Raw genomic sequence first — 1,245 nt, 5'->3', positions numbered from 1 at the left:
GCCGGGCTGCGGGAACACCTGCTGGCCAGCCTGCCGGAGACCATGGTCCCGGCCGCCTACGTCCGTATCCCCGCCGTCCCGGTCGACCCGAACGGCAAGGTGGACCGCCGCCAGCTCCCGGCGCCGGACGCCCGTGCCTTCGTCCGTAGCGCCTACGTGCGGCCCAACGGCCCGGTCGAGTCCGCCATGGCCGGCGTCTGGTCGTGGGTGCTGGACCTGGACCGGGTCAGCGTCACCGAGAGTTTCTTCGACCTCGGCGGTGACTCGATGACGGCGGTCACCCTGGTCGGGGCGCTGCGCGCGGCCGGACACGAGGTGACCGTCCGGGACATCTTCGCCCACCGCACGATCCGCCGGTTGGCCACCGCACTCGCCGAGGCGCAGGCTCCCAAGGAGGGCTCCTTTCGCCCCGTCGAGCCGTACGCGCTGATCAGCGCCACCGACCGGGCCGCCCTGCCGGCCGGGCTGGTCGACGCGTACCCGGCGACGCAGGCCCAGATCGGCATGGCCGTGGAGATCCAGAAGGATCCCGGCAAGGCGCTGTACCACATCGTGCACTCGATCCGGGTCGACGACGGGCGACCCTTCGACGCCGACGCGCTCCAGGCGACCGTCGACGGGCTGGTCACCCGGCACGAGACGCTGCGCACCTCGTTCGCCCTGACCGGCTACTCGGTGCCGATGCAGCTCGTGCACGCCACGGTCGCCGTACCGGTCACCGTGCACCCGGGCACCGGGTACGAGGCGTGTCTCGCCACCGAGCGGCGTACCCCGTTCGACCTGGACTCCCCGTCCCCGCTGCTGCGGGTCACCGCGCACGTCGACGGCACCCGGGCCTGGTGGCTGACCGTGGCGCTGAGCCACCTGGTCACCGGCGGCTGGGACCTCAACGCCCTGCTCACCGAGCTGGTCGGCGACTACCGGCGACGCAGTGCCGGCGAGCCGTCCCGGCAGGTCGAGCCACCGGCGGTCCGGTACGCCGACCACGTGGCCGGCGAACTCGACGCCCTGGCGTCGGAGGAGACCGCCGGGTACTGGCGGACGGTGGTGACGGAGCAGCGGAAGTTCACCCTGCCGGACGCCTTCGGTGACCGGTCCGGTCCGGCGACGGTCTGCCGGTACACGGTGGACGTCCACGACCTGGACGGACCGGTCCGGCAGCTCGCCAGCAGTACCGGCACCTCGCCCAAGGCGGTGCTGCACGCGGCGCACCTGAAGGTGATGAGCCAGCTCACGGATCAGCGG

At 72.9% G+C, this 1,245-nt stretch carries 1 protein-coding gene; it reads left to right on the top strand.

The features are described from left to right. Nucleotides 1-1,245: condensation domain-containing protein (locus V6U90_RS33445; protein WP_334445188.1), on the top strand; the 1,245-nt coding region annotated here is incomplete at both ends.

This window comes from Micromonospora sp. CPCC 206060 (assembly GCF_036906895.1).
Taxonomy (GTDB): domain Bacteria; phylum Actinomycetota; class Actinomycetes; order Mycobacteriales; family Micromonosporaceae; genus Micromonospora.
This window is presented reverse-complemented; position numbering and strand designations above follow the sequence as displayed.